Source organism: Pseudomonas sp. 2822-15, assembly GCF_002742515.1.
In the GTDB taxonomy this organism is placed as follows: Bacteria; Pseudomonadota; Gammaproteobacteria; order Pseudomonadales; family Pseudomonadaceae; genus Aquipseudomonas; species Aquipseudomonas salomonii.
Genome location: NZ_LJRY01000206.1, coordinates 77,351 through 97,948, shown reverse-complemented (window position 1 = coordinate 97,948; position 20,598 = coordinate 77,351). Strand labels below are relative to the sequence as shown.

At 62.4% G+C, this 20,598-nt stretch carries 18 protein-coding genes; 13 read left to right on the top strand and 5 right to left on the bottom strand.

Annotation, left to right across the window (positions count from 1 at the left end; all coding sequences use genetic code 11):
- Nucleotides 1-9 precede the first annotated feature (9 nt).
- Together ribD and nrdR are read right to left on the bottom strand one after the other, a co-directional pair.
- Nucleotides 10-1,146 carry a bifunctional diaminohydroxyphosphoribosylaminopyrimidine deaminase/5-amino-6-(5-phosphoribosylamino)uracil reductase RibD gene (gene ribD, locus AOA59_RS21120; protein ID WP_099488939.1) on the bottom strand — a complete coding sequence of 379 codons (1,137 nt, stop codon included), beginning with the start codon at nucleotides 1,144-1,146 and terminating at the stop codon, nucleotides 10-12.
- Nucleotides 1,143-1,613, bottom strand: coding sequence for a transcriptional regulator NrdR (nrdR, locus tag AOA59_RS21115; RefSeq protein WP_015886108.1), 471 nt, complete (start codon nucleotides 1,611-1,613; stop codon nucleotides 1,143-1,145). Before nrdR ends, ribD begins: the two co-directional genes overlap by 4 nt.
- Before the next feature lie 140 nt (nucleotides 1,614-1,753).
- Between nrdR and AOA59_RS21110 the strand changes: the two genes are divergently transcribed.
- The 4 genes from AOA59_RS21110 to trxA all read left to right on the top strand — a co-directional run bounded on the left by AOA59_RS21110 (nucleotide 1,754) and on the right by trxA (nucleotide 5,070).
- Complete coding sequence (locus AOA59_RS21110) at nucleotides 1,754-2,209, top strand: YbaY family lipoprotein (protein WP_065911302.1); 456 nt, start codon at nucleotides 1,754-1,756, stop codon at nucleotides 2,207-2,209.
- A complete protein-coding gene (locus AOA59_RS21105; protein WP_069786665.1) occupies nucleotides 2,206-2,859 on the top strand; it encodes a methyltransferase in 654 nt (217 codons plus the stop codon). The genes AOA59_RS21110 and AOA59_RS21105 overlap by 4 nt, the downstream gene beginning before the upstream one ends.
- Before the next feature lie 263 nt (nucleotides 2,860-3,122).
- The gene (locus AOA59_RS21100; protein ID WP_099488938.1) at nucleotides 3,123-4,124 is read left to right on the top strand and encodes an Abi family protein; all 1,002 of its coding nucleotides are present in this window, start codon (nucleotides 3,123-3,125) and stop codon (nucleotides 4,122-4,124) included.
- A gap of 73 nt (nucleotides 4,125-4,197) precedes the next feature.
- Entirely contained in the window at nucleotides 4,198-5,070 is an 873-nt protein-coding gene (gene trxA, locus AOA59_RS21095) for a thioredoxin (RefSeq protein ID WP_099488937.1), read from the top strand.
- Here the strand turns inward: trxA and AOA59_RS21090 are convergent.
- Nucleotides 5,067-5,408, bottom strand: coding sequence for a hypothetical protein (locus AOA59_RS21090; protein WP_069786668.1), 342 nt, complete (start codon nucleotides 5,406-5,408; stop codon nucleotides 5,067-5,069). The genes trxA and AOA59_RS21090 overlap by 4 nt on opposite strands.
- 131 nt (nucleotides 5,409-5,539) lie before the next feature.
- Here AOA59_RS21090 and AOA59_RS21085 point away from each other — a divergent pair, with 131 nt between their 5' ends.
- From AOA59_RS21085 to AOA59_RS21065, 5 genes are all read left to right on the top strand, one after another.
- Entirely contained in the window at nucleotides 5,540-6,151 is a 612-nt protein-coding gene (locus AOA59_RS21085) for a DUF2796 domain-containing protein (protein ID WP_099488936.1), read from the top strand.
- 152 nt (nucleotides 6,152-6,303) lie between these two features.
- On the top strand, nucleotides 6,304-7,014 hold the full coding sequence (locus AOA59_RS21080; RefSeq protein WP_099488935.1) for an ABC transporter ATP-binding protein: 711 nt from the start codon (nucleotides 6,304-6,306) through the stop codon (nucleotides 7,012-7,014).
- Nucleotide 7,015: 1 nt separating this feature from the next.
- On the top strand, nucleotides 7,016-8,281 hold the full coding sequence (locus AOA59_RS21075; protein WP_099488934.1) for an ABC transporter permease: 1,266 nt from the start codon (nucleotides 7,016-7,018) through the stop codon (nucleotides 8,279-8,281).
- A gap of 11 nt (nucleotides 8,282-8,292) precedes the next feature.
- Nucleotides 8,293-8,814 (top strand): DUF3299 domain-containing protein, encoded by a 522-nt coding sequence (locus tag AOA59_RS21070; RefSeq protein ID WP_056861907.1) that lies wholly within the window; start codon nucleotides 8,293-8,295, stop codon nucleotides 8,812-8,814.
- A 94-nt stretch (nucleotides 8,815-8,908) separates the two neighbouring features.
- Nucleotides 8,909-9,607, top strand: coding sequence for an OmpW family protein (locus AOA59_RS21065; protein WP_017135983.1), 699 nt, complete (start codon nucleotides 8,909-8,911; stop codon nucleotides 9,605-9,607).
- A 155-nt stretch (nucleotides 9,608-9,762) separates the two neighbouring features.
- Here AOA59_RS21065 and AOA59_RS21060 read toward each other — a convergent pair whose 3' ends face one another.
- Nucleotides 9,763-10,647, bottom strand: a complete 885-nt coding sequence (locus AOA59_RS21060) for a sugar nucleotide-binding protein (protein WP_017135982.1) — start codon at nucleotides 10,645-10,647, stop codon at nucleotides 9,763-9,765.
- A gap of 167 nt (nucleotides 10,648-10,814) precedes the next feature.
- Between AOA59_RS21060 and AOA59_RS21055 the strand changes: the two genes are divergently transcribed.
- The gene (locus AOA59_RS21055; RefSeq protein WP_099488933.1) at nucleotides 10,815-15,062 is read left to right on the top strand and encodes a DEAD/DEAH box helicase; all 4,248 of its coding nucleotides are present in this window, start codon (nucleotides 10,815-10,817) and stop codon (nucleotides 15,060-15,062) included.
- A 109-nt stretch (nucleotides 15,063-15,171) separates the two neighbouring features.
- Here the strand turns inward: AOA59_RS21055 and AOA59_RS21050 are convergent, their stop codons facing one another.
- Nucleotides 15,172-17,280, bottom strand: coding sequence for a mechanosensitive ion channel family protein (locus AOA59_RS21050; RefSeq protein WP_099488932.1), 2,109 nt, complete (start codon nucleotides 17,278-17,280; stop codon nucleotides 15,172-15,174).
- 255 nt (nucleotides 17,281-17,535) lie between these two features.
- On the opposite strand from AOA59_RS21050, the gene AOA59_RS21045 reads away from it, so the two are divergent.
- Genes AOA59_RS21045 through AOA59_RS21035 form a run of 3 tightly spaced genes read left to right on the top strand, consistent with a single transcriptional unit; the run spans nucleotide 17,536 to nucleotide 20,520 of the window.
- On the top strand, nucleotides 17,536-18,315 hold the full coding sequence (locus AOA59_RS21045) for an endonuclease/exonuclease/phosphatase family protein (protein ID WP_058421326.1): 780 nt from the start codon (nucleotides 17,536-17,538) through the stop codon (nucleotides 18,313-18,315).
- Nucleotides 18,312-19,574, top strand: a complete 1,263-nt coding sequence (gene clsB / locus AOA59_RS21040; protein WP_099488931.1) for a cardiolipin synthase ClsB — start codon at nucleotides 18,312-18,314, stop codon at nucleotides 19,572-19,574. The genes AOA59_RS21045 and clsB overlap by 4 nt, the downstream gene beginning before the upstream one ends.
- The gene (locus AOA59_RS21035; RefSeq protein WP_099488930.1) at nucleotides 19,564-20,520 is read left to right on the top strand and encodes a lysylphosphatidylglycerol synthase domain-containing protein; all 957 of its coding nucleotides are present in this window, start codon (nucleotides 19,564-19,566) and stop codon (nucleotides 20,518-20,520) included. Before clsB ends, AOA59_RS21035 begins: the two co-directional genes overlap by 11 nt.
- Nucleotides 20,521-20,598: the final 78 nt, after the last annotated feature.

Here is a 20,598-nt window from a genome sequence, read left to right as displayed (position 1 = left end):
CGGTCGGAATTATACGCTCGCTGGTGGTAGCGGGATGGCAGTGACTCGCCAGTCGTCGCCTACAGCGCGCATTTCAGTGATCTTGAGTTGGGGGGCGTCGGCCAGTTTCTCAAGCGGCCAGTCCAGCAAAGGCCGGGCGGCGGAGCCCAGGAACTTGCCGGCGACGAAAATCACGTATTCGTCGACCAGGCCTTGCTGGGCAAACGCGCCCGCCAGGCTTGGGCCGGCCTCTACCAGCACGTCATTCACGCCGCGGGCAGCCAGCGCCACCAGCGCCGAACGCAGGTCGACCTGCCCTTCAACGCCCGGTACCACCAGGCATTCCGGGCCACGGGGGAACTGGTTTTCCGGAGTGACGCAGGTGATGACCAGCGCTGGGCCCGCCTTGAAGAACGGTGCGTTGAGCGGCACCCGCAGGCGGCCGTCGATCAGCACGCGCAATGGCGGGCGCGACATGGCCAGAGCGGTGGTTTCTGCGTCCAGCCCAAGCTCAGCGGCGCGCACAGTAAGGCGCGCACCGTCAGCCAGCACGGTGTCGGCGCCGGTCAGCACCACACTGGCCTCGGCACGCAGGCGCTGCACGGCGGCGCGGGCAGCCGGCCCGGTGATCCATTGGCTTTCGCCGCTGGCCATCGCGGTACGGCCGTCCAGGCTCATCGCCAGCTTGACCCGCACAAACGGCAGGCCGTGTTCCATACGTTTGAGGAAGCCGGGGTTCAGCGCGCGCGCTTGTTGTTCCAGCACGCCGCTGTGGGTTTCGATACCGGCCTGAGCCAAACGCTGCAGGCCGCGCCCGGCGACCTCCGGGTTCGGGTCCTGCATCCCGGCCACCACGCGCGCCACACCGGCGGTCACCAGCGCATCGGCGCAGGGCGGCGTACGCCCATGGTGGCTGCACGGTTCGAGGGTCACGTACACCGTGGCGCCACGGGCCTTGTCGCCGGCGGCGCGCAGGGCGTTCGGCTCGGCATGGGGCTCGCCGGTGCGCTCGTGCCAGCCTTCGCCGACAATCTGCCCATCCCGCACAATCACGCAGCCCACCCGTGGGTTGGGGTGCGTGGTGTACAGCCCTTTGCGCGCCAGTTCGAGGGCGCGGGCCATGTAATGGGCGTCGAGGACGGCTTGATCGGCAGACGGAGGGTTCATTCTTTGGCGGGCTCACGGGCCAGGCGGTCGATTTCTTCGCGGAACTCATTGAGGTCCTGGAAGCGTCGATACACCGAGGCGAAACGGATATAGGCGACTTCGTCGAGCTTTTGCAGCTCGCCCATCACCAGTTCTCCAACCACCAGGCTCTTGACCTCGCGCTCGCCGGTGGCGCGCAGCTTGTGCTTGATATGCACCAGCGCCGCCTCCAGCCGCTCGACACTCACCGGGCGCTTTTCCAGGGCACGCTGCATACCGGCGCGCAGTTTTTCTTCGTCGAAAGGCTGGCGGCTGCCGTCGGACTTGATCAGACGTGGCAATACCAGTTCGGCGGTTTCGAAGGTGGTGAAACGTTCACCGCAGCCAGAGGCCAGGCATTCGCGCCGGCGGCGTACTTGATCGCCCTCGGCGACCAGACGCGAGTCAATGACCTTGGTGTCGTTGGCACCGCAGAAGGGACAGTGCATGGTTGGCAGGCAACAAAAAATGGGAGGGCCATGGTAGCGCATCCCCGTGGCAAGACAAGCCATAGCCTTTACGGTATATAGGCTGACTATTATGTTTCATATTTTTTAAGCCACGGATTTTGCCCTTTCTGGAGCCGTACATGCAGTTACGACCACTTGTTTTACTCGCCCTGTTCAGTGTTCTGGTCGCCTGCAGCAGCGAAGCCCCGAAACCATCGACACCGCAACCGACGCCCGTTCAAGAGAAAAAAGTGCCGGGCATTGAAGACCTGGGCCCTTTGCCGGCTTACCAGCGTGAAATCAACGGCACCCTGAATGGCGTGCCGGCCAACGCCGAAGTCGAACTGGCCCTGTTGGTGATCGATGAACGTAACCGCCCGCAACAATTGCTCGCCAGCAGCGTACTCACCGGCAACGGCAAGCCCATGGCCTTCCGCTTGCGTTTCAACCCGGAAGCCTTCCCGGTGGGTGCACGGGTTGAACTGCGCGGTCGCGCCAGCCAGTCCGGCCAGTTGATCCTGCACCTGCCCGCGGTGCGCATCACCCAAGCGATCACCCAGACCACCGGCCCGCTGCAACTCGTCCGGGCACCATGACGCCACCGCTGGGCCTGCAACGCGCCCTGAGCGAACTGATCGGCGACGCGCACCTGGTGCCCTGCCCGCTGCCGGGCACCGCGCTGTCGTTGTGGCTGCTGGATGCGGACAACATGGACCGTGCCTTCAGCCAGGAAGAGACCCGGCGCATCCTGCATGAACCGCCGTACTGGAGTTTTTGCTGGGCCAGCGGTTTGGCACTGGCACGCTACCTGGCGGCGAATCCCGAGTGGGTGGCGGGCAAACGCGTGCTGGATTTTGGCGCCGGTTCCGGCGTGGCCGGCATCGCGGCGGTTAAAGCCGGCGCGCTGGAAGTGGTGGCCTGCGACCTCGACCCGCTGGCCCTGGCCGCTTGCCGGGCAAATGCGGAACTCAATGGTGTGGAGCTGGGTTACTCAGCCGACTTTTTCGCCGAGGCCGACCGCTTCGACCTCATCCTGGTGGCCGACGTACTCTACGACCGCGCCAACCTGCCGCTGCTCGACCACTTCCTGGCACGCGGCCGCGAAGCGCTGGTGGCCGACTCACGGGTGCGTGACTTCCAGCACCCGGCTTATCAGCGCCTGGGCATCCTCGATGCGCTGACCCTGCCGGACCTGGCCGAGCCTTGGGAGTTTCGCAAGGTGAGCCTGTACCATTCGCGGCGTTAAGGCTCAGCGTTACAAATTTTCAGCAATAGATCGACTAAGACAGAGCGCGACAGGCCATGGAGAATATTGTCCCTTCACACACGCCGTGGACAATCAACCCGTATGCCTTTGCACACAGTTTTGCTTATCGGCTCGCGGGCAGAGACCTTGCAAATAGCCAGGTATCTGCCTAACCTTCGTCGCAATACACCCGCCATGCCTCTGGATGCGTCAGCACCCAAGCACAAATTGTGCGGGTTTTTTATGCCCGGTACTTTTTGAGCATGAGGGCGTTCAGCAAACCTGCGATCGACGTTCCTGCACAGTTGGAACTGCTCAAGCTACGCGGACTGATTATTCACAATGAGGCCCGTGCAGAACGCTTCTTGCAATCAGTGAGCTTTTTTCGACTCAGCCCCTACATGCGACCTTTCCAACGACCGGAAGACAGTGATCATCACTTTCGTGAAGGTAGCCAGTTGGGCCAACTGACGCGGCTCTACGACTTCGACCGGAGGCTGCGCTTACTCACCATGGATGCCCTTGAGCGAGTCGAAATTGCATCACGCTCAGTCATCAGCAACCACATGGGGCCGACCCATGGCAGCCATTGGTATATCAATCCACAGATATTTCACCCGGCATTTGATCATCAACGACTGCTGACAATGCTGTCCAACAAGCAAACCACGGCGGCACGTGACTACCAACGCGAATGCGAGCGCATCGATAGATCCCACGCCAGCAACAACAGAAAGGATCTTCTTAAACGCCAAAGGGCGAAAGAGAGCTATGCCCGTCATTATCCAGTGACCTACGCCCATCCATCCCTGATGCCGGGCTGGGCGATGCTGGAGGAACTGACACTGGGTGACCTCTCCCACCTTTACAAAGGTTTGGCCAAGGATGCTGATAAGAAGGCCATTGCCAGACGCCTGATGCTGCCGGCACCCCTTATGCAGTCGTGGCTGCACACCCTGACGACCATCCGAAACATTTGCGCCCATCATTCACGAATGTGGAACCGGGAATTGGGAATTCGCCCCGAATTACCGAAGAAAGCCAATTTTTTGTGGCCGGAACATCTGTTTCAACCCGGGCAACATAGCCGCATGTTTTCGGTACTCTGCATTCTGAATCATCTGATGCGTCAGGTAAGCCCGCACACTCGTTGGGGCCAACATTTGTATCAACTGATCAGCGAGTTTCCGGACGTCAGCTTAAAGGCGATGGGTTTTCCTCACGACTGGCATCAAGACCCTTTTTGGCACACGCCTCACGTCTGACTCCCCGTGCGGCTTCCGGTCAACCTCGCCAGCCCTTATAGTTGCCCCATTCCCGCTTTATTCGAGACGCCCCATGAGTGAGCCCACGCCGTACATCTTCGACGCCACTACTGCCACGTTCGACCAGGCAGTGATTCAGAACTCATTCGAAAAACCCGTGCTGGTGGATTTCTGGGCCGAGTGGTGCGCGCCGTGCAAGGCACTGATGCCGATGCTGGCGAAAATCGCCGAGAGTTATCAGGGCGAGTTGCTGCTGGCCAAGGTCGATTGCGAAGCCGAGCAGGACATCGTCGCGCGTTTTGGCATTCAAAGCCTGCCCACGGTGGTGCTGTTCAAGGACGGCCAGCCGGTGGACGGGTTTGCCGGGGCACAGCCGGAGTCGGCCGTGCGAGCAATGCTCGAACCCCACGTGAAGATGCCGCCACCGAAGGCGGCTGACCCGTTGGAACAGGCCCAGGCGTTGTTTGCCGAAGGCCGTATCAGCGATGCAGAGGCCGTGCTGGTGGCGCTGCTGGGCGAGGACAACACCAACGCTGGCGCGCTGATTCTGTATGCACGCTGCCTGGCTGAGCGCGGTGAATTGGGCGAAGCTCAGGCTGTACTCGACGCGGTGAAAAGCGACGATCACAAAGCCGCCCTCGCCGGCGCCAAGGCGCAAATCACCTTCCTGCGCCAGGCCGCCGACCTGCCGGATGCCGCCGACTTGAAAAGCCGCCTGGCGCAAGACCCGCAGGATGATGAAGCAGCCTATCAACTGGCGATTCAGCAACTGGCGCGCCAGCAATACGACGCCGCACTGGAAGGCTTGCTCAAGCTGTTTGTCCGCAACCGCAGCTACAGCGAAGGCTTGCCGCACAAGACCTTGCTGCAGGTGTTCGAACTGCTCGGCAATGACCACCCGCTGGTCACGGTGTACCGTCGCAAGTTGTTCGCCGCGCTGTATTAATCGCCGATCCAGCTGTACAGCGGCGTATCCCCGCCGCTGGCCACTTTCACACGGGCGCTGTGGCGCAACCGCACAAGCAGGCGTTTGCCTGAGGCCGCATCACCGGCCAAGCCCTCAAGCTGATCAAGCAACTCAAGCCCATTGAGTTGCCCGGCCTTGCGCAGCAAGTCTTGGGCGTTCTGCCACAAATCATCATTCTGTTTGACCGGCGCAGCAGCGGGCGCACTCGGCGCCGGTGTTGCCTGCAAGTGGGCGCCCAGGCGCGCCCAATCGCCGTCATCGAGTTCCAGGGTCAAATCCACCGGCAAGTCGCCGACGGTTCCACGAATTCGCAACATCGCGCTTACTCCCGCAGTTTTCCGACCCGCATGCTCCCACGCGACTTGCACAACGCCAAGCGGGCGTTCAAACTGGCGCGAATATTGTTATAAGATCACATAACAAAACTTTCATCTTATGGAGCCTTCTCATGCGCCGTCTGCTGCTTGCCTTGCCGTTTGCCCTGCTGCCCCTGGCCATCGCCCATGCCGCCGATGAACACGATCATGAGCATGAACACGGCAGCCTCGGCGCCCACGAGCATGGTGTCGGCCGCCTCAACGCGGTACTCGACGGCCAGGCGCTTGAGCTGGAATTCGACAGCCCGGCCATGAACCTTGTCGGCTTTGAACACAAGGCCACCACGCCTGCCGACAAAGCCAAGGTCGCCGCCGCGCGCAAACAATTGGAAAACCCGCTGGCATTGTTCAATCTGCCCAAATCTGCCGGTTGTGTGATCAGCACCCAGGAACTCAACAGCCCGTTGTTCGGCGACAAGCCAGAAGCCGACCATGATGAGGACGATGACGACCACGCCACCGACGGCAAAGGCGCCGCCGCCCACGAACATCATCACGACCACAGCGAAATCCACGCCCACTACCAGTTCACCTGCGCCACACCGACGGCTTTGAGCAACCTCGACCTGACCCAAGTGTTCAAGACCTTCCCTGCCACCCAGAAGATTCAGGTACAACTGATCGGCCCAAGCGGCCAGCAAGGTGTTGAAGCGACGGCCGCAGCAGCCACCCTGCAATTCTGATTTGAAATACGGCCAATGTGGGAGCTGGCTTGCCTGCGATAGCGGTATAACAGACACATCCGATATTGAATGTGCCGCCGTCATCGCAGGCAAGCCAGCTCCCACATGGGATCGGTGCCATCATCCAAATCAAACCAGACCACTGATGCCCTATGACCCAAGCACTGATCGAACTGTCTGACCTGGGCTTTAACTGGCCCGGCCACCCGCAGTTGCTGGACATCCCCGCGTTCCGCCTGGAAGCGGGGGAAACCTTGTTTCTCAAAGGCCCGAGCGGCAGCGGCAAAACCACTTTGCTCGGGCTGTTGGGCGGCGTGCAGAAACCAAGCCTTGGCAGCATCCGCCTGCTCGGCCAGGAGCTGACCGAACTCTCGGCCGGTGCCCGCGACCGCTTCCGCGTTGATCACACGGGTTACATCTTTCAGCAATTCAACCTGCTGCCGTTTCTCTCCGTGCGCGAGAACGTCGAGCTGCCGTGTCACTTTTCCAGGCTGCGTGCGCAGCGGGCAACTCAGCGTCACGGCAGTGTCGACCAGGCCGCCGCGACCTTGCTGGCGCATTTGGGCTTGAAGGACAAAGACCTGCTGGAACGCCGCGCCGACTCGCTGTCCATCGGCCAGCAACAACGCGTGGCCGCCGCCCGCGCGTTGATCGGCCAACCGGAACTGGTGATCGCCGACGAACCCACCTCGGCCCTGGATTACGACGCCCGCGAAGCGTTTATCCGGTTGTTGTTTGCCGAATGCCGCGAAGCCGGCGCCAGCCTGTTGTTTGTCAGCCATGACCAGAGCCTCGCGCCGCTGTTCGACCGCCACCTGTCGCTGGCCGAACTCAATCGCGCCGCCACGCCCGCAGAGGTTTGAGATGTATCTGTTCCGTCTAGCCATGGCCAGCCTGGCTAACCGCCGCTTTACCGCGATCCTCACCGCCTTCGCCATCGCCCTTTCGGTGTGCCTGTTACTCGCCGTGGAACGCGTGCGTGTTGAGGCGCGCAACAGTTTCGCCAGCACCATCAGCGGCACCGACCTGATCGTTGGCGCCCGCTCCGGCTCGGTCAACTTGCTGCTGTACTCGGTATTCCGCATCGGCAACGCCACCAACAACATCCGCTGGGACAGCTTCGAGCACTTCGCCGCCAGCCCGCAGGTGAAATGGGCGATCCCGATTTCCCTCGGCGACTCGCACCGTGGCTATCGCGTGATGGGCACCAACGCGTCCTACTTCGAGCATTACCAATACGGCCGCAAACAAAACCTCGAACTGGCCAGCGGCCGCGCCTTCGCCACTGACCCGTTTGAAGTGGTGCTCGGCGCCGAAGTGGCCGAAGCGCTGCACTACAAACTCGGCGACAAGCTGGTGCTGGCCCACGGCGTAGCAGTGGTGAGCCTGGTCAAGCACGATGACAAACCCTTCACCGTGGTCGGCATTCTCAAGCGCACCGGCACGCCGGTGGACCGCACGCTGCACATCAGCCTCGGCGGCATGGAGGCGATCCATATCGACTGGCACAACGGCGTGCCGGCCCAGGGCAAAGGCCGTATCAGTGCCGACCAGGCGCGCAATATGGACCTCACGCCGCAGGCGATCACCGCGTTCATGCTCGGCTTGAACAACAAGATTTCCACCTTCGCGCTGCAACGCGAGATCAATGAATTCCGTGGCGAGCCGATGCTGGCGATCCTGCCGGGCGTGGCGCTGCAAGAGCTGTGGAGCATGATGGGCACCGCCGAAAAAGCGCTGTTCGTGATCTCGCTGTTCGTGGTGCTGACCGGCTTGATCGGCATGCTCACGGCGATCCTCACCAGCCTCAATGAACGCCGCCGCGAGATGGCGATTTTGCGTTCGGTGGGCGCACGGCCGTGGCACATTGCGACTCTGCTGATCTTCGAAGCCTTCGCGCTGGCCTTGTCGGGCGTCGTGGCGGGCGTGGGTCTGCTGTACGTGTGCATCGCCGCATCGCGCGGGTATTTGCAGGCCAACTACGGCCTGGACCTGCCGATGTCGTGGCCGAGTGAATATGAATGGACCTTGCTCGCCGGTATCCTGGCCGCAGCGCTGTTGATGGGCAGCGTGCCCGCGTGGCGCGCCTATCGGCAATCTTTGGCCGATGGCCTGTCCATACGTTTATGAGGAAGCTGTCGATGCGTCGTGCCCTGTTTGCGCTGTTGCTGCTGGTGGTGGTGCCCGCCTGGGCCGACGAGCAGCCCAAGGACCTGTCGTGGCAGGAAATGATTCCACCGGACGCGCCGCCCGAAATCCCCAATATGAAACCGCTGCACGACCTGTCGAACATGGCTGATGCGCTATCGGTCGAGGCCGCGCCTGCGGCCAAACAGGAACTGCCCAACGCGCCGGTGGTGCAGAGCCTTAACGGCAAGCACATCCGCCTGCCGGGCTACATTGTGCCCCTGGAAGTCAGCGAAGAAGGCCGCACCACCGAGTTTCTGCTGGTGCCGTATTTCGGCGCGTGCATCCACGTACCGCCGCCGCCGTCGAACCAGATCGTGCATGTGAAAAGCGAAGTCGGCGTGAAGCTCGATGAGCTGTATCAGCCGTATTGGATCGAAGGCGCGATGCAGGTCAAGCCGTCGTCCAGTGAGCTGGCCGATGCCGGTTACCAGATGGATGCCGAGAAGATTTACGTCTACGAACTGCAGGAGTAACGCTGATCGAGCTTTCATTGAGCTGAATCAAAAGATCGAACGGAACGATCTTTACCATTGGACGTACAACTTTTAACGTCCTTTTGGAGCTCCCATGAACAAGTCTCTGCTCGGCGCGTCCCTCTTCGCGCTTGCCCTCGCCGCCCCTGTCGCACACGCTCACGAAGCGGGTGACATTCTGATTCGCGCCGGTGCAATCACCGTGAACCCGAAAGCAGACAGCGGCCATGTGAAGGTTGACCAGGGGCCATTGGCCGGCACCAACCTGGGCGGCAAGGCGACCATGAGCAGCGACACCCAACTGGGCCTCAACTTCGCCTACATGATCACCAACCACATCGGTATCGAACTGCTGGCCGCCACGCCGTTCGAGCATGACGTGAAGATCAAGAACACCGCCCTGGGCGCCGCCAACGGCAAGCTCGGTACGCTCAAGCACCTGCCGCCGACCTTGAGCGTCGTGTACTACCCGCTGGACAACAAGTCCGCGTTCCAGCCGTATGTGGGCGCCGGTATCAACTACACCTGGATCTACGACGAGCACGTCGGCAGCCGCGCCGAACAAGCCGGTTTCAGCAACTTCAAGGCCGAGAACTCCTGGGGCTGGGCCGCACAGATAGGCGCCGACTACATGATCAACGACAAGTGGATGATCAACGCCCAGGCGCGTTACATCGACATCAGCACCAAGGCGACTGTGGATAACAATGCGCTGGGCCAAGGCACACGTGCCAAGGTCAATGTGGATGTTGATCCGATGGTTTACATGGTGGGTATTGGTTACAAGTTCTAAACAACACTGCATAACCCAATGTGGGAGCTGGGTTTGTGTGGGAGTCGGGCTTGCCCGCGATGCAGGCACCTCGGTGTATCAGTGATACCGGGGTGATGCTATCGCAGGCAAGCCAGCTCCCACATAAACCTGCTCCCACATTTTTTGTGTTGCCTTCAGCTATGCCGGTAGAACCGATCCAGCAACGCCGGCAACCCCGCCCGCCACGCCCGTGGCTTGATGCCGAAGGTGTGAAGGATTTTCTTGCAGGCCAGCACCGCGTGCTGCGGCTCGTCCGCCGCATCCGGCCGGGCCGCGTGGGCCTGGGCGGTGGGTGATTCGATCGCCAGCGGATGGAAATTGCGCGCTTCGGTAAGGATCGCCTGGCCCAGCGCCAACGGCGTGGTCGCTTCGTGGCCGGCGTAGTGATAGGTGCCCCACAGCGGCGCCGCGCAATCGAGTTGCTTGAGCACCGAAATGATCACCCGTGCCGCGTCGTCCACCGGCGTCGGGTTGCCGCGCCGGTCATCGGCCATCAGCAATTCATCGGGTTTCTCGGCACGGGCCAGGAAGCGCCCGAGGGTGCCATCCACACTGTCATCCAGCAGCCAGCCAAAGCGCAGCAGCACATGTTGCGGGCAGGTAGCGCGCACGCTCTGCTCAATGCGCCACAGCGCCTGGCCGCGCAGGCCCAGGGGCACCGGCTCGTCTTTTTCGCTGTAGGCGGTGGCGCGGGAGCCATCGAACACGCGGTAGCTGGACGGTTGCAGCAAGGTGATGTTGTGGTGCTGGCACAGTTCGGCCAGGCGTTCGATGGCGAACTCCTGCGCGGCCAAACGTGTTTCGCTGACCGCTTCGGCCTGGAACCAGTCGAAATAGTAGGCGAGGTTGATCAGCGCATCGGGACGGGTGTCGTCGAGCAATTGGGTGAGGCTCGCGGCATCCCAGCCGTCTTGGGGCGGTTTAGGTGCGAGGAAACCGATGTCTTCCTCTGCACCGAGGCGAATCAGCGCCTGCCCGAGGGCATTCCCGCCGCCCAGTAACATAAGGCGCATTCGCATAGATTGAGCAGGCCCGGTCTGTTTGGAACGATGGTTATTATCGGCAGGCGTGTGCGCCTTGCCGTAGGTTGTTGCCAGAATCGTTGCATTTTGCGGGTTTGTAGCGCAACCGTCACGGACAAAGTACCTGATTGCAACTTGTTGGAATGGGCAGTATCAATCACTAGATGAACCTTCGCGAATCAACCGACACGGTATTGGACGGCTTCCACCCCGCCGTCAGTACCTGGTTTGGCAATACCTTTCCCTCGGTGACCGGCGCCCAGGCCCAGGCGTGGCCGCTGATCCGCCAACGCCGCTCAACCTTGATCGCCGCGCCCACAGGCTCCGGCAAAACCCTCACCGCGTTCCTGGCGGTGCTCGATGACCTGGTGCACCAAGGCCTGGCCAACGGCGGTCAACTGCCGGACGAGACGTTGGTGGTGTACGTGTCGCCGCTCAAGGCGCTGTCCAACGATATCCAGATCAACCTGCAAAACCCACTGGCCGGCATCACCGCGCAATTACAGGCGCAGGGCTTGCCGCCGCTGACTATCCGTACCGCCGTGCGCACCGGTGACACCCCGCAAAAAGACCGCGCACTGATGCGCAAACGGCCGCCGCACATCCTCGTCACCACGCCGGAATCACTCTACGTACTGCTGGGCTCGGACTCCGGTCGGCAAATGCTTTCCAGCACGCGCACGGTGATCGTCGACGAGATCCACGCCCTCGCCGCCGGCAAACGCGGCAGCCACCTGGCCCTGAGCCTGGAGCGCCTGCAAGGTTTATGCAGCGAGCGGTTGACCCGCGTCGGCCTGTCGGCCACGCAAAAGCCTATCGAGGCGGTGTCACGCTTTTTGGTCGGCAGCGGGCGTGAGTGCGCCATCGTCGATATCGGCCACGCGCGCCCCCGCGACCTGGATATCGAAGTACCGCCGGTGCCGCTCTCAGCGGTGATGGCCAACGACGTGTGGGAATTGGTCTACGACCGCCTTGCCACACTGGCTCGCGAACACCGCACGACGCTGGTGTTCGTCAACACTCGGCGCCTGGCCGAACGCCTGGCCCGGCACTTGAGCGAGCGTTTGGGCAAGACCGCCGTGGCCGCGCACCACGGCAGCCTGGCCAAAGAGCTGCGCCTGGACGCCGAGCAACGACTCAAAGCCGGCGGGCTGCAAGTGCTGATCGCCACCGCGTCGCTGGAGTTGGGGATTGATATCGGTGAGGTCGACCTGGTGTGCCAGATCGGCTCGCCCGGCTCCATCAACGGTTTTCTGCAAAGGGTCGGGCGTTCCGGTCACCAGGTCGGCGGCACGCCCAAGGGGCGGTTGTTCGCCACCACCCGCGATGACTTGATCGAATGCGCCGCCCTGCTCGACTGCGTGCGGCGCGGCGAACTGGACACCCTGCACATCCCCATCGCCCCGCTGGACGTGCTGGCCCAGCAGATCATCGCCGAAGTCAGCGCCCGCGAATGGCCGGAACAGGCGTTGCTGGACCTCATCCGCCGCGCCTCACCCTACGCCGCACTCGATGAGCGCCACTATCAGGCACTGCTGCACATGCTCGCCGACGGCTACAACGGCCGCCAGGGCATCCGCAGCGCCTACCTGCACCGTGACGCCGTGAGCCACACCCTGCGCGCCCGCCGTGGCGCCAAACTGACCGCCGTGACCAGCGGCGGCACCATCCCCGACAACGCCGACTACAGCGTATTGCTGGAGCCTCAAGGCCTGAACATCGGCAGCGTCAACGAAGACTTCGCGGTGGAAAGCATCGCCGGGGATATCTTCCAGCTCGGTAATACGTCCTACAGAATCGTGCGGGTTGAAGGCGGCAAAGTGCGCGTCGAAGATGCCCACGGCCAGCCGCCGACCATCCCCTTCTGGCTGGGTGAAGCGCCGGGGCGCAGCAACGAGTTGTCGGCGGCAGTCGCGCGTTTTCAGGGGCGGTTGGACGCCCTGCTCACCACCACACCCGGTGACCTGCAACCCGCGCAAGACTGGCTCACCGCCAGCCTTGGCCTGAACTGCGCCAGCGCCGAACAGATCCTCGATTACCTGGCCCGAGCGCGCCTGGCGCTGAGCGCGTTACCGTCCCAGGACACCTTGATCATGGAGCGGTTTTTCGATGAGTCCGGCGGCACTCAACTGATCATCCACACGCCGTTCGGCAGCCGCATCAACCGCGCGTGGGGCCTGGCACTGCGCAAGCGTTTTTGCCGCACGTTCAACTTTGAATTGCAGGCGGCCGCCAGTGAGAATGCAATCGTGCTGTCGCTGTCCACCAGCCACAGTTTTGAGCTGGATGAGGTGTGGCGCTATGTGAACAGCAACAGCGCCGAACACCTGCTGATCCAGGCCGTACTGGATGCGCCACTGTTTGGCGTGCGCTGGCGCTGGAATGCCGGTGTGGCCCTGGCGTTGCCGCGCTACACCGGCGGGCGCAAGGTAGCGCCGCAGATCCAGCGCATGAAAAGCGAAGACCTGATCGCCAGCGTGTTTCCCGACCAGATTGCCTGCCTGGAAAACCTTGCCGGCGAGCGCGAAGTGCCCGAACACCCGCTGGTGGAGCAAACCCTCGACGACTGCCTGCACGAAGCCATGGACAGCGAAGGTTGGCTGAAGCTGTTGCGGCGCATGGAGCGCGGCGAAGTGCGCCTGATCAGCCGCGACCTGCCTGCGCCCTCGCCCATGGCCGCCGAAATTCTCAGCGCGCGGCCCTACACCTTTCTCGACGACGCGCCATTGGAAGAGCGCCGTACCCAGGCCGTGCTCAACCGTCGCTGGAGCGACCCGCAGAGTACCGACGACCTCGGCGCGCTGGACGCCGAAGCCATTGCCGGCGTGCGTGAAGAAGCCTGGCCCACGCCCAATGGCCTGGATGAAATGCATGAAGCGCTGATGAGCCTGGCCTGTATCGCCAGCAACGAAGTCACGCCGCAATGGGCCGAGTGGTTGCACGCCTTGGCCAAAGGTGGGCGCGCCTATCAACTGGACAATGGCCTGTGGGTGGCGGTGGAACGCCTGAGTTGCCTGCAAGCGATCTATCCGAATGACTTGCCGTTGTTGCCGGGCTTCGATGAACCGTGGGCCTCTGATGATGCGCTGGCTGAAGTGTTGCGCGCGCGCCTCGGCGGGTTCGGCCCGTTGAGCCTGGCCGAGATCACCACGCCGTTGGCGCTGCCGGTCGCGGATATCAGCCAGGCACTCGCACGTCTGGAGCAGGAAGGCTACGTGCTGCGCGGCCATTTCAGCCCCGGCGCCAGCCAGGAACAATGGTGCGAGCGGCATTTGCTCGCGCGTATCCATCGCTACACCGTCAAGCGCCTGCGCCGGGAAATCGAGCCGGTGGCGCTGCAGGATTTCATGCGCTTTCTGTTCGATTGGCAGCACCTGTCCGACGGCACTCGCGGCCAGGGCAGCGCAATGTTGCCGCAGATTGTCGGGCAGTTCGAAGGCTACGCCGCCGCCACCTCGGCCTGGGACAGCGACTTGCTCAGTGCGCGGCTCAAGGACTATTCCTCCACCTGGCTCGACGAGCTATGCCGCAGCGGCAAACTGGTGTGGACGCGCCTGAGCAACAAGGCCGGCGCCCTGGCACTGCGCAGTACGCCGGTGGTGTTGCTGCCGCGCAGCCAGGTGCCGTTGTGGAGCGGGCTGACCGAACCGACCGACAGCACCACGTTGTCGCCCAAAGCGCAAAAGGTCCACCTGGCGCTGCGTGAACACGGCGCGCTGTTTTTCGACGAACTGGTGCACGAAGCCCACCTGCTGCGCAGCGAACTGGAAACCGCCTTGCAGGAACTGGTGGGCGCAGGGTTGGTGAATGCCGACAGTTTCGCCGGGCTGCGGGCCTTGACCACGCCCGCCAGCAAACGCCAGGCACGCAGCAGCCGGCGTGGGCGCGGGGCCTTTATCGGCGGCATGGACGACGCCGGGCGCTGGGCCCTGGTACGCCGCGCCCCCACCGCCGCCGGCCCGCATTCGGCCGAGATCCTGGAGCATGTGGCCATGACCCTGCTGCGCCGTTATGGCGTGGTGTTCTGGCGGTTGCTGGAACGGGAAGCCGACTGGCTGCCAAGCTGGCGCGAATTGCTGCGCACCTTCCATCGCCTGGAGGCGCGGGGCGAGATTCGCGGCGGGCGGTTTGTGAGTGGTTTGGCGGGGGAACAGTTTGCGTTGCCGGAGGCGATTCCGTTGCTGCGTGAGGTCAGACGCCGGCCGCATAACGGCAGTTTGATTGCAGTGTGCGGGGCGGACCCGTTGAACCTGGTGGGCACCTTGCTGCCGGGCAATAAAGTGCCGGCGGTGAGCGGCAATCGGATTGTGTATCGCGATGGCTTGCCGGCGGCGGTGATGGTCGCGGGTAAACAGCAGGTGTTGCTGGAGGAGGATTTGCAGGCGGTGCAGGAGAAGTTGATCAGGCGCTGAACCCTGTATGGACCTTGGCCTCATCGCGGGCAAGCCCGGCTCCCACAGGTGAACACAATCCAAAGGTGGGAGCTGGCTTGCCTGCGATGAGGCCGGAAGAGTCAACACATCATTGGGGCCTGTGCTGCTCGGTCAACACCACTGGCCCCGGCACCTCTTCACCCGCCTCATCCACATGCGCCGAACGCTTGGGCAGCCAAACCTGCTGTGGATAAGTTTGCGCGAAGTGCACCTCATCACAGTTATCCACAAGCTTTTTCAGGCGCTGGTTAAATGCCCGGCTCACCGCATATTGCCCGCCCGACACGGTTCGGAACTGCGCCGTCAGCACCACGCCGTTGAGGTCCATCTTGTCGACCCCGAACACTTCCAGCGGCCCTTGCAGGTTGTACTTGAGGAATACATCGTCGCGGATCGACTGCCCGGCCTCACGAATCAGTTCCACCGCCTTGTCCACATCGGTGTCGTAAGTGAACTGCACCGAGAAGAACGCATAGGCAAACTGCCGCGACTGGTTGGTGACCGCCTTGATCTGCCCGAACGGCACCGAGTGCACAAAACCCTTGCCGTCACGCAGGCGCAGGGTGCGGATGGTCAAGCCTTCCACGGTGCCGGCATGGCCGGAGTCGAGCACTACCCAATCGCCGATCGACAGCGTGTCTTCAATGATGATGAACAGGCCGGTGATCACGTCCTGCACCAACTGCTGGGAGCCAAAACCGATGGCCAGGCCGACCACACCGGCACCGGCCAGCAGTGGCGCGACATTGATGCCCAGGTTGGCCATGGTGGTGATCGCGCAGATCACCACCAGCACGATTTTCACCGCATTGCGCAGCAACGGCAGGATGGTTTTGACCCGTGTGCTGGGCTGGCGGCTGGAGCGTTTATTCACCGGCGGTTTCAACGCCTCCTGGATTGCCGTGTCGAGCACCACCCAGAACAGCCAGGTCACCAGCAGGATCAGGCCGATGCTGCTGAGGGAATCGCTGATCGCCCGGCCCACCGAGTTACGCTGGGCAAATTCGAACAGCGACACACCCCAGATACGCCCGAGGACTTCGATAAACGCGATGGCCATGGCGATGCGCAATATTGCGTGCAGCAGGCTGAGGAAGCGCTCCTTGTAGGCGCTGCTGCGCTGGATCGCCACCTGGCTGCGGGACTTGAACAGGTGTTGCAACACCGTGCTGAGAAACACCGTGCCGATCAACAGAATCGTGGTGAACAGCGCGCAACGCAGGGCCTTCTGGTTGTCATCGCCAGCGCCGATCAGGTTGATCGCCGAGACCAGCACCATCAACAGAATCGGCCAATACCACAGCCCGGAGAATACCCGTAGCGATTGCTGCAGCGCCGGGTGTTTGAGGCGCTGGGCCAACGGCCGGTTGCGGATCAAATGCGCGACCGGACGACGCAGGCGCACCACCAGCACGCCGAAAATCACCGCTGCGAACAGGCCGGTAAACACCGCGATGCTGCTGGTGATATTGCCGCCCAACTGGCGCGCGATTTGCGGGCTGGTCAGGGCATCGCTGAGGGCGGCAAGAAAGCCGATCAGGAACAGCGGCTTGGGGCAATAGTTGCGAATAATCTGCACGGCCGGGCGTTTATGACCGACGTTGAACATGACGATGACGCACAACAGCATCGACGTGGAGAAGATGCCGCTGCTGGTGGCATAGGCAAAACACAGCGCCAGCGCACGGCCTACGGAACTGGGTAAAAAATGGCTGACATACAGCGTCAGCGGCAGGCAGATCAGGGCCGGGATCGTGTAGGGCACCACGTAGCCCAGTACGCCTTGCAGACGCTCTCGCGGTGCAACGAAACGCCGCCGACCGAGGCGCTGCACGCTAAAGCGCCCCAGCAGTGTGAGTGCCGCAAAGGCGCCGACCCACACCCCGGAAAGCAACAGGAAGTCCCCGGCCACGCTCCACGGCGAACGTTGCGCGGTTTGATCGACCAGCCGCCCGACTTCATCCGCCGCTCGGTCGGCGCGCAAGCGCCAGGCGTCGATGAGGTTTTGGTTAAGGTCGAGCTTATCTTGCACATCATCAATGCTGGAGCTGATGGCGCCGAGCAAGCCACCTTCGACCAGCAACTCCGGCTTGGCGGGAGCCTCAGCGGCCGCAGGCGCCGCGGCCGCGGCTTGCAGCGCGCCATTGCCACACACCAACAGCGCGACCAGCAGTAATGCAGTCTTTAGATTCAGCAAAACACCGGGCTCCTTCAGCAGGGTCTGTAAGGAACTGACGGGTTTGAGCGCTGATCGTTCCCACGCTCTGCGTGGGAATGCATCTACGGACGCTCTGCGTCCAAGGGGCGCGGAGCGTCCCGGGCTGCGTTACCACGCGGAGCGTGGGAACGATCGGTTAACCGCACCGCCTGTAGGTCACTCGAAACTTTCACCCAACCGCCGCAGTCAGCCAATAACACAGGCCTGACCCTTTACTTATCCACAGGAGCGATCATGGCTGCGATTGCCGACTGGGTGCCCGTTACGCCCAGCACCGCCATCACCCGCTTCACCGTGCTGACGGTCAATATCCATAAGGGTTTCACCGCGTTGAACCGACGTTTCATCCTGCCCGAGTTGCGTGAGGCGGTGCGCAGCGTGGGCGCCGACATGGTGTTCCTGCAGGAAATCCACGGCACCCATGAGCGTCACCCACAGCGCTACAGCGACTGGCCGAAGATGCCGCAGTATGAATTCCTTGCCGACAGCATCTGGCCGCAGTTCGCCTACGGCCGCAACGCGGTCTACCCCCATGGCGACCACGGCAACGCGTTGCTGTCCAAATTCCAGATCATCCGCTACGACAACCTCGACATTTCCCAGAGCGGCCATGAAAGCCGGGGCCTGCTGCATTGCGTGCTGCGCTTGCCGGGCAGCGGCCAAGAGGTGCACGCGATCTGCATGCACCTGGGCCTGCGCGAAGTGCATCGCCAGCAGCAATTGCGGTTACTGGAGCAGCGCATCGCCGAGATTCCGGCTGACGCGGCGCTGATCGTCGCCGGGGACTTCAATGACTGGCGCCAGAAGGCCGACCTGAGCCAAAGCGGGCTCAGGGAGGTGTTTATCGAAGCCCATGGCAAACCGGCGCGCACCTTTCCGGCGCGCCTGCCCTTGCTGCCCTTGGATCGTATCTATGTGCGTAACCTCAAGGTTCATAACCCCAGGGCGCTGACGACGCGGCCGTGGTCTCACCTGTCAGACCACGTGCCGTTGTCGGTGGAGATTGAGCTATGAATGTCGCCGTGGAACACATCGCCACCGACCAGCCGCCGGATGATGCCAAGGCCCGCGACCTGGATTACGGCTGGCAGCCGGGCAACCGCATTGAGCTGCTGGAGAACGGCGAGGCGTACTTTCCCGCCGTCTTCGAGGCCATGCGCCAGGCGCAGCGGGAGATCCTGCTGGAAACCTTTATTCTGTTCGAAGACAAGGTTGGGCATGAACTGCAAGGCATCCTGATCGAGGCGGCGCAGCGCGGAGTAAAGGTGATCGTCAGCCTCGACGGCTTTGGCTGCGGCGAACTGAGCCCAGCCTTTCTCAGTGAGCTGGCCGAGGCCGGGGTGGCGGTGCAAATGTTTGACCCGGCAGCGAAGCTAGTGGGCATTCGCACCAACTGGTTCCGTCGCCTGCACCGCAAGATCGTGGTGGTGGACGCCGCCGTGGCGTTTATCGGCGGGATCAATTTTTCCGCCGACCACCTGAGTGATTTCGGCCCCGAAGCCAAGCAGGATTACGCCGTGCAGGTGAGCGGCCCGGCCGTGGCGGACCTGCATCATTTCGCCCTCGCCCAAAGCGGCCGCCAGGTGCGCACGCGACGCGGCTGGCGACGGCGCCAGCAACGGCCATCGCTTTGGCCGACGCACACCGACGACGGCCTGGTGCGCCTGATTTACCGCGATAACCTGCAACACCGCGATGACATCGAAGAGGCCTATATCCATGCCTTGAGCAAGGCGCAAAAGCGCGTGGTGATTGCCAACGCCTACTTCTTCCCCGGCTACCGCCTGCTGCGTGAAATCCGCAATGCCGCGCGGCGTGGCGTGCAGGTGCAACTGATCATGCAGGGCCAGCCCGATGTGCTGCTGGCCAAGCTTGCGGCGCGCATGCTGTATGACTATCTGCTCAAGGATGGCGTGGTGATTCACGAGTATTGCCAGCGCCCGTTGCACGGCAAAGTGGCCTTGGTGGATGACGACTGGAGCACCGTGGGTTCGAGCAACCTGGACCCCTTGAGCCTGTCGCTGAACCTGGAAGCCAATGTGCTGATTCGTGACCGCGCGTTCAATCATCAGCTGTACGAAAGCCTGGAAACACTGGCGCGCAATCATTGCCAGACCATGCCGGAAAAGCGCAAGCCGCGTCTGTGGTTATGGCGATTGACCGTGGGCTTTTTGGTGTTCCACGTCATGCGGCACTTCCCCGCCCTGACGGGTTGGCTGCCGGCACACAAACCGCGCCTCAAGCCATTCGAGAGCCAGGCCCATGACCACTGAAAGCGGCGGATCGCGGTTCAAGCGCTGGAAGAAACCGCTGACGATCGCGTTCTTTGTACTGCTGATTGTGCTGTTCACCCTGCTCGCGCGGCGCATCGACTGGAGCGAAGTGCTGCAGACGCTGGCGGACTTCAAGCTGCGCACGCTGTTGATCGCCGGTGGGCTGACGCTTTGCAGCTTCCTCGTCTACGCCAGCTTCGACCTGATCGGCCGCACCTACATTCGCCAGGATTTGCGCTGGAAGCAGATCCTGCCGGTGGGGATCATCAGCTATGCCTTCAACCTCAACCTGAGCGCATGGGTGGGCGGCATTGCCATGCGCTATCGGCTGTATTCGCGGCTCGGGGTCAGTACCAGCAATATCGCCAAGATTCTTGGGCTGAGCCTGGCTACCAACTGGTTTGGCTATATGGCCGTGGCCGGCGTGGTGTTCAGCAGTGGGTTGGTGACCATGCCGCCGGGCTGGAAGGTCAGCAGCGGCGCGTTGCAAGGCATTGGCGTGCTATTGGTGCTGGCCAGCCTGGGCTACCTGGCGGCGTGCCGGTTTGCCAGGAAACGCGCGTGGTCGGTCAAGGGCATCGAGATCAACTTGCCGTCGTTGCGCATGGCCTGTTTGCAGCTGGCGCTGGGTGCGTTGAACTGGTCGTTGATGGCGGCGGTGATCTTTACGTTGCTGCCCGCCAAGCTGGACTACCCGCTGGTATTGGGCGTGCTGCTGATCAGCGCGATTGCCGGGGTGATCACCCATATCCCCGCCGGGCTCGGTGTGCTGGAGGCAGTGTTTATCGCGCTGATGCAGCATGAGGCATCGCGGGGCAGCTTGCTCGCAGGGCTGATTGCCTACCGGGCGATCTACTTTATTTTGCCGCTGCTGGTGGCGTTGGTGATGTACCTGGCGGTGGAGGCCAAGGCCAAGGCGTTGCGGGTCAAGAAGACACCGGCTTGAACGGTGTCGGCAGTTCGATCGCCATCGCGGGCAAGCCCGCTCCCACAGATTGGAATGCATACCAAGTGTGGGAGCGGG